At 60.2% G+C, this 7,824-nt stretch carries 7 protein-coding genes; 2 read left to right on the top strand and 5 right to left on the bottom strand.

Annotated elements, in window-relative coordinates:
* The 5 genes from EL18_RS17100 to EL18_RS17080 all read right to left on the bottom strand — a co-directional run.
* Positions 1-481, bottom strand: a 481-nt coding sequence (locus EL18_RS17100; RefSeq protein WP_036487049.1) for an ABC transporter ATP-binding protein, incomplete at its 3' end; no start/stop codon positions are given.
* Positions 474-1,253, bottom strand: coding sequence for an ABC transporter permease (locus EL18_RS17095; RefSeq protein WP_036487047.1), 780 nt, complete (start codon positions 1,251-1,253; stop codon positions 474-476). The genes EL18_RS17095 and EL18_RS17100, both read right to left, overlap by 8 nt.
* Positions 1,250-2,077 carry an ABC transporter permease gene (locus EL18_RS17090; protein ID WP_036487045.1) on the bottom strand — a complete coding sequence of 276 codons (828 nt, stop codon included), beginning with the start codon at positions 2,075-2,077 and terminating at the stop codon, positions 1,250-1,252. The genes EL18_RS17095 and EL18_RS17090 overlap by 4 nt, the downstream gene beginning before the upstream one ends.
* Positions 2,078-2,140: 63 nt before the next feature.
* Positions 2,141-3,163: an ABC transporter substrate-binding protein gene (locus tag EL18_RS17085; protein ID WP_152553083.1), complete on the bottom strand. Its 1,023-nt coding sequence runs from the start codon at positions 3,161-3,163 to the stop codon at positions 2,141-2,143.
* A 55-nt stretch (positions 3,164-3,218) separates the two neighbouring features.
* Positions 3,219-4,265: a LacI family DNA-binding transcriptional regulator gene (locus tag EL18_RS17080; protein WP_036487036.1), complete on the bottom strand. Its 1,047-nt coding sequence runs from the start codon at positions 4,263-4,265 to the stop codon at positions 3,219-3,221.
* Positions 4,266-4,489: 224 nt separating this feature from the next.
* Here EL18_RS17080 and EL18_RS17075 point away from each other — a divergent pair, with 224 nt between their 5' ends.
* Complete coding sequence (locus EL18_RS17075; RefSeq protein WP_036487034.1) at positions 4,490-6,607, top strand: TonB-dependent siderophore receptor; 2,118 nt, start codon at positions 4,490-4,492, stop codon at positions 6,605-6,607.
* A 2-nt stretch (positions 6,608-6,609) separates the two neighbouring features.
* Entirely contained in the window at positions 6,610-7,824 is a 1,215-nt protein-coding gene (locus tag EL18_RS17070; protein WP_036487032.1) for an MFS transporter, read from the top strand.

Raw genomic sequence — 7,824 nt, 5'->3', positions numbered from 1 at the left:
CGAGCAGCAGCACCTTCGGTTCCATGACAAGCGAGCGGGCAAGCGCCACGCGTTGCTGCTGGCCGCCCGAAAGTTCGGCCGGTTTGCGCGTATGGAACTGGTCGAGACCGACCATGGAAAGTCCTGCCTTCACCTTCTTCTCGATCTCGCTCGAAGAAAGCTTTTTCAGCTTGAGCCCGAAGGCCACATTCTCCCACACATTGAGGTGCGGGAACAGCGCATAGGACTGAAAGACGAGACCAAGCTGGCGCTTGTTGGCCGGCAGATAGGTGATGTCGCGACCATCGAGCGTGATCTTGCCGCCTGCAGGCCGCAGAAGCCCGGTGATTGCGCGCATGGTCGTCGTCTTGCCGCAGCCCGACGGGCCAAGCAACGCGATCAGCTCGCCGCGCCGGATCGTCAGGTTCAGCCGGTCGACGGCCACCGTCTTGCCATAGGCAAGAATGAGGTCGCTGAGTTCGAGGTAATTTGCATCAGACATAGCGGGAGAATCCGAGGAAACGTTCGGCAAGGAACACGATGGAAATGGACAGGAAGGCAAGCAGCGCTGCGAGTGCGGCAACGGAAGGATCGTAGGTGATCTCCATGTACCAGATCATGTCGATCGGCAGCGTGCGCACGCCCGGACCCGACAGGAACAGCGAGACCGGCACCTGGTTGAAGCTGGTGACGAAACCCAGAATGAAGGCGGCAAGAATGCCGTTCTGGATGTTCGGCAGAACGATGCGGAAGAAGGTGGCAATCCGCGAGGAGCCCAGAAGTACTGCTGCCTCCTCGATGTCGGAGCGCAGATTGTCGAGCGAGGCCGACACCACGCGCACCGCATAGGGCAGGATGAGTGCGGTGTGGGCAATGAAGAGCGCCAAACCCACGCTCACGTCAAGCGGCAGCACGAGATAGCGCAACAGCGCCAGGCCCACGATGATGCCGGGGACAATGATCGGTGCGGAAACGATGGTACGGATCGTTTCGCCGAAGGGCAGCTTGTAGCGCGAGGCCGCATAGGCCACCGGAACACCAAGCACCAACGCTGCAAGCGTGCCGAAGATCGCCAGGAACATGGAAAGCGCAAAGCTCGCGCGGAAGCTTTCCACCTCGAAGACCTTGATCACCCATTTGAGCGACAGCCCCTGTGGCGGGAAGGCGAGTGTCTCGCCCGCCGACAATGCCGCCGCCACGATGATGACGAAGGGCCCGAGCAGGAAGAGGAGAACAACGCTCAGCGTTGCATAGGAAAAGAGGCGCGAGCTCATCGCTTGTTCCTCGCGGTTGCAAGCCGCTTCAGCAGCAGATTGGCGGAGAAGCTCATGACCATCAGGATCATGGCGATGATGGAGGCCGATGCGAAGTCATTGGCGACCGTCACACGCTGGTAGAGCAGGGTCTCCAGCATCAAGACCTTGGAGCCGCCGAGAATGGCCGGCGTAATATAGGCCGTCAGCGAACCGGTGAAGACCAGCGTGCCACCGATGACGAGCCCTTCCTTGGTCAAAGGCAGGATGACCTTGAAAAAGACCTGCAGCCAGTTGGCCCCAAGCACGCGGGCTGCCGGCACGGCGTCCTTCGGCATGTTCTCGAGCGCGGAGATGAGCGACAGGATCATCAGCGGCAGGAAAAGCTGCAACAGGCCGATGAAGACGGCCGTTTCGGTGAAGAGAAACCGGATGGGACTGTCGGCAATGCCAAGACCCACAAGCGTCTGGTTGACGAAGCCGGTGCGGCCCAGGATGACGATCCACGCATAGGTACGCGCAACGGGCGAAATCATCAGAGGCATGACGACGAGGCCGATCATGCGTCCGCGCGCGGTGGGCGGCAGCGTGACGATCGACCAGGCAGTCGCATAGCCGATCACGGCCGAAACCGCGGTCACGATGGCACCAAGCTTCAATGTGCGCCAGAAGACCGTGCGATTAAGCTCGCTGTCAAAGAAATCCACATAGGGAGCCAGCGTCCATGCACCTTCCGCGCGAAAACCTTCCGACAGGAGGATGAAGACTGGCACGAGAAAGACGAAGGCTGCGAACAGGGCTGCAGGCAGAGCCAGCGCCAGCGCTTCCATCCGGTTTTGAAACATGAGGTCGAAAACCTTGCTTGAAATGCGGGGGCCGCGCTTCGCGGCCCCCGTGATTGTATCGGCTTACTGGCCGACCTTTTCGTTCCAGAGGTCAAGCCACTGGTCGCGATTGTCGAGAATTACATCCGGCGGCAGAAGCTTGAGGTTCTTCACCGTCTCCGCACCATAGGTAAGGTTCTCGGCGATCTCGTCTGCAACTTCCACTTCCGCATTGGCGGGGCTGTCGACCAGTGCTTCGGCAAGCTTGGTCTGGATCTCGGTGGAGAGCCAGAAATCCATGAAGTCGTAGGCGAGGTCTTCGTTCTTCGCACCCTTGGTCAGAACCATGACATTCATGCCGCCGGTCTGGCCTTCCTTCGGTGTGGCCCAGGCCATGTCGAGACCCATCTTCGAATAGGCGCCCCAGGCAAAGCGGCCAATCGGTGCGGCCAGGATTTCTTCCTGCTGCATGAGCTGCGCGACCTGTGATGAGCGCACATAGAAGGTGACGATGTCGTCCTTGTTCTCGGCAACCTTGTTGATCGGGGCTTCGAGGCTGGCAGCATCATCACCCATAGCCTGACCGAGCATGTAGAGCGCGGGCGGACCCTGGTTGGTGGTGACATTCGGGAAGGCAACGCGTCCCTTCAGCTTGTCCTGGAAAAGGTCTTCCCAGCTTTCGATCGTCACTTCATCGGCGCGATAGGCAATGGAGGTGGCATAGAAGGTGTAGCCAACGCCCATATTGTCGCCGACCGGATCCTTGGCGATGTCATAGAGCTTGTCATAGTTGGACAGGCGGCTCACATCGATCTTCTGCGTGATCTCGGCACGTGCAGCGGCAAGTGCGTCATGGGTGGACATGACGGCCATGTCGATTTCGGGATCGTCCTTGCGTGCCTCGAGCTTGGCCAGACGCTCGACCGAATTTCCGGTCTCGACAACGAGTTCGCAGCCGCACTGAGCTTCGAACGGGTCGTAGACGATCTCCTTGAACTCGTCCTGGGCAAAACCATAGACGGAGATGACAAGCTTCTTGTCCTGCGCGGTGGCTGCGCCTGTCAGCGCCGCCAATGCGACGGTGGAGGCGAGAAATGTCTTCAACATTGCAGTGTTTTCCTTCTCTGGGAGGTGTTCCAAGCGGGGCCCTTGTGGTTGTCGATCATTCAGACCTGGCGTGGACCGCCGCCAGATCCGTGTTGCTTCTTGCCCGTGGCGCTGGACCACTGGACTGGCGGATAATGAGTTCCATGGGCACGCCACCGGAAAGCTCGGCAAGCTCTTCGGGCGCCTCATGCTTGTTGGCATCAAGCTGGTGCAGGATGTGTCTGATGGCCAGATGCGCGATGCGCTTCATGTCCATGCGCATGGTGGTGATGGCCGGTGCGACGACACCCGCCCAACCCAGATCATCGAAGCCGGTGACGCTGACATCGCCGGGCACGGCAATACCCGCCTGCTGCAACTCGGTCACCGCGCGCAAGGCGTGGAGATCGGAAACGCAGGCAAAGGCGGTAGCGCCATCCTTGACGAAATCGACAAGTCCAAGCGGGCAATTCTGGCCGCGCTCGCGTTCAAGTTCCTGGATCCAGACGATCGGCAAGTCGCGATCGTCGAAAGCGGCCTTGATGCCCGCCACACGATCTTTTTGCACATTCGATCCGGAATAGAGGCCGACGATCACCACGTTCTCATGGCCTAGATCACGCAGATGCCGGCCGATGGCCACGCCACCGTTGAAATGATCGGCAGAGACGGTGTTGTCGGGCGAAGAAGGGGAATCTATCACCGCAATGGGCCAACGATGGCCGGTCACGCGGGTGTCGTAGCGTGGCACGACGACGATGCCGTCGGCACCGCGCTCGATCAGACGACGTATCGCGCGCTCCTGCTCCTGCGGGTCGCCGCGGCTGTTGCCGATCAGCACGCCATAGCCCAGCTCGCCGGCCGCCTCCTCGATATTCAGCGCGAATTGGGGAAAGAGCGGCTGGTTGATGTCGGCAAGGACGAGACCCAGAACATTGCTGCGCCCCGTGCTGAGCGCACGCCCCGCAACACTGGGAATATAGCCCAGCTCTTCCGCCTTCCGGCGGATCGCATCGCCCAGTTCGCGCGAGACACGTCCCTTGCCCGAAAGAGCATTGGAAACGGTCGCTACTGAAACCCCTAGTTGTCTAGCAATGTCGGAGAGGTTGGGCCGCGATGCCATCGGGAAAGATCCTCAGGGGAGGTTAAGCGTTTAAGCAATATTATATAGGTTGCATAACCTGTCGAGTCCCAAACTTTTTCATTTGTGGAGTTTTCCAGTCCAAAACGTGTCATTCAGGACACATTTTATTCTTGACTCATATAGTCATATTAAAATAGCAGGACGGCAACCGAGGAAGCCCGTCTTCGAGACCAGCCACCTCCCGTAATATCCAGGGGGCCGCCATGCGTCTGAAGTCCAGCCAATCCATCAGTCATATTGCACTTGCCGTTGCATCCGGTCTTGTCCTGTCTGCATCTGCTGCAGCTGCACAGGAAGCCACCACGCTCGATCGCCTGACCGTCGAAGCGGAAAGCGACGACATCCTGCTTCAGGACGGATATATCGCTCAGGAGAGCCGCACCGGCACCAAGACCGATACGCCCATTGTTCAGATCCCGCAGTCCATCTCGGTCATCACGCAGGACCAGATCGAGGATCAGAAGCCGCGCACGCTCAACGAGACGCTGGGCTACACGGCGAGCGCAAATCCCAACCAGTTCGGCTTTGACAGCCGCTATGACGCCTTCACGCTGCGCGGTTTCCCTGCCTATTCGACCGGCACCTTCCGCGACGGGTTGCGCCAATATAGCGGCCCCTCTGCATGGCTGCGCACCGAACCATATGGCATAGAAGGCGTGACGGTGTTGAAGGGCCCGGCTTCCTCGCTTTATGGCGTCAGCGGCCCGGGCGGCATCGTCAATATCATCACCAAGCGCCCGAAGGACGACTTCTTCCGCGAAGTGGAGATTTCCGCCGGCTCGAACGACCGCGCGCAGGTCGGTGTCGACATGTCGGGCCCTGCCAATGATGCCGGCACCCTGCTCTTCCGCCTGACCGGCCTTGGCCGCGTGGCAAACACGCATCTGCCCGGTTATTCCGACGACAAGTTCTACATCGCACCTGCCTTTACCATCCAGCCGGACGCGGACACGAAGCTGACCATTCTGGGCGAGCTTTCCCAGGCGGTGACGGGTGCCACGGCGTGGAACTACAATTCCGCCTATGGCCAGTCTTCCGAGATCTATAACGGCGATCCGGACTGGAACGACTTCACCCTGAAGCAGGGGCGCATCGGCTACGAGTTCGAGCACAATCTCAACGACAGTGTGACCCTGCGCCAGAACCTGCGTTTCCATGCGGTCGACGCTGATCTGAAATATAGCGGGCTATACTCCGTCGCGCCGGATGGATACGCACCGCCGCTCTATCGCTACTGGGGTCACTATCAGGAGCAGGCAAAGAACTTTGTTGTCGACAACATGGCGCAGTTCGACTTCGCGACGGGCGAGATCGAGCACACCGCCGTCGCGGGCATCGATTACAGCTGGTCGGACTACTCGGCAGCCAACCGTATCTCATATGTCGGCATCCCCGATGTTGAAGCCTTGCCCTTCGCATTCTCGGGAAGCCAGGAGCAGCATCAGGCGGGTGTCTATCTCCACGACCAGATGGAGTGGAACAACTGGACGCTTTCCGCCAGCGGTCGTCATGACTGGGTAAAATCCGACAGCCTGTCGGCGAGTTATGTCGAACAGGAACAGACCGACAGTGCCTTTTCAGGCCGCATCGGTGTTTCCTATCGCACCGAGTGGGGGCTCATCCCCTATGCGAATTATTCCACCTCGTTCTCGCCCAATCTCGGCTTTGTCTATGACTATGCGACCAACAGCCGCTCGGTCGCCAAACCGACCACCGCGCGCCAGATCGAGGCGGGCGTGAAATACGAAATCCCCGGCTACAACGCGGTGGTCAGCGCCGCCTTCTTCAATATCGATCAAACGGATGGCGTGATCTATGACGGCACCTTTGACGATGCAGGCAATCAGCGTCAGCGCCAGCTGGACTTCAACTCGCGCGGATTGGAACTGGAAGCGCAGGCTTCGCTCGGCAATGGCTTCAGGCTTCTGGCTTCCTACACCTATATGCGCATGGAGATCGAAAAGGGTCTGGCCGGTACCGTCGGCAACGAGTTGTCCAACACCCCCAACCACATGGCCTCCCTCTGGGCACACTACACCTTCTCCGAAGGTGCGCTTGCCGGTCTCGGCCTGGGTGCAGGGGTGCGCTATGTGGGCGAGAGCTTCGGTGACGATCAGAACACCATCAAGAACGAGGACCGCGCCTTCCTCGACGCCTCGCTCTCCTATGATTTCGGGGCGCAGAACCCGGATTGGGACGGCGTGAGCCTTCAGGTGAATGCCAAGAACCTGCTTGATACGCGCAAGACCACCTGCACGGCGGGCAATTGCTATGTCGATGAAGGCCGCTCCATCTTCGGCAGCCTGCGTTACAGGTTCTGAACATGCATCGGTCGAAAGAAGGCACGCCTTCCACACCACTCATAGTGCTCGCCATTGGCGGGCTCTATGTGGCTCAAAGCGTGGTGGGCGGTATCACCTGGACCGGCCTGCCCGCCGTCATGCGCGAGCGTGGGCTGCCGCTGGACCAGCTCGGCCTCCTCTCGCTGATTGCGCTGCCCTGGGCGCTGAAATTTCTCTGGGCCCCCGCCATCGACCGCTATCGCCTGCCGCCAAGCGGTCGCAACCGCTCGCGACGCGTGGTGCTGATCGGCGGCGGCGTTTCTGCCATCGGCTTGGCACTCGTTGGCCTGCTTGGCCTTCAAAACCTGCCCCCGATCCTCGCCATCCTGACGGTGATCGCCTGCGCGGCCGCAACCGTCGACATCGCGACGGACGGCTATGCGGTCGAAACCCTGCCGCGTGCGCAGCATGGCTGGGGCAATGCCGCACAGGTGGGCGGAGCCTATCTTGGTTCGGCCATCGGCGGCGGTCTTTTCCTTGTCTTCGTGTCGGGGCTCGGCTGGCAATTGGGTGTCTGGCTGATGGTCGCACTTATCGTGGCTCTCGGTCTGCCCTTCGTCACCCGCCTTTCCTTCCCCGCAGCAGAACGCAGCCACACGCCATCGCTGAAATTCGCCCTCGCCCGACCTGAAATGCGACGTGGCCTACTGGTCGCCGCCATATTCGTCATCGCCCAGAAGGGCGGCATGCTGTTGCTCGGTCCGTTCCTTGTCGATGCAGGACTTTCCATCTCGACCATCGGCATCATCAACGGTGTCAGCAGTCTTGTCATCGGCAGTGCTGCCGCTCTCGCCGGTGGCGCATTGGTACGTCTTTGGGGCGCCCGCCCCGTCATGCTCATCGCTTTGGTGATGCAGGCGGCCGCCCTCTTTTTCTTCGCCGCCTTCGATCTCGTCGGCACATTCCCGACATGGGCGCTTGCAGGCGTTGCCATGCTTTCGGGTTCCGCGATCATGGCCTTCGGCTTCGTAGCGCTCTATGCGCAATTCATGGCCTGGTCCGATCCGCGCCAGGGCGGTGTGGACTTCACGCTGTTCCAGTCCACGGATGCAGCGCTCAGCATGGCAGGCGGTCTCGCCTCCGGCTTCCTGTCTGCCCATTTCGGTTATGGCGTCTTCTTCGCGCTTGCTGGCAGCGTGGCCATAATCGCAATCCCGCTTCTGGTCATCATCACCACCGCCGGAGAAAGCCCGTGA

Source organism: Nitratireductor basaltis (assembly GCF_000733725.1).
GTDB classification, from domain to species: Bacteria; Pseudomonadota; Alphaproteobacteria; order Rhizobiales; family Rhizobiaceae; genus Chelativorans; species Chelativorans basaltis.
This window is presented reverse-complemented; position numbering and strand designations above follow the sequence as displayed.

Bases quoted from the DNA above. Each gene is read 5' to 3' on its own strand.
- EL18_RS17095 (WP_036487047.1), bottom strand. From the start codon at position 1,253: ATGAGCTCGCGCCTCTTTTCCTATGCAACGCTGAGCGTTGTTCTCCTC.
- EL18_RS17090 (WP_036487045.1), bottom strand. From the start codon at position 2,077: ATGTTTCAAAACCGGATGGAAGCGCTGGCGCTGGCTCTGCCTGCAGCC.
- EL18_RS17085 (WP_152553083.1), bottom strand. From the start codon at position 3,163: ATGTTGAAGACATTTCTCGCCTCCACCGTCGCATTGGCGGCGCTGACA.
- EL18_RS17080 (WP_036487036.1), bottom strand. From the start codon at position 4,265: ATGGCATCGCGGCCCAACCTCTCCGACATTGCTAGACAACTAGGGGTT.
- EL18_RS17075 (WP_036487034.1), top strand. From the start codon at position 4,490: ATGCGTCTGAAGTCCAGCCAATCCATCAGTCATATTGCACTTGCCGTT.
- EL18_RS17070 (WP_036487032.1), top strand. From the start codon at position 6,610: ATGCATCGGTCGAAAGAAGGCACGCCTTCCACACCACTCATAGTGCTC.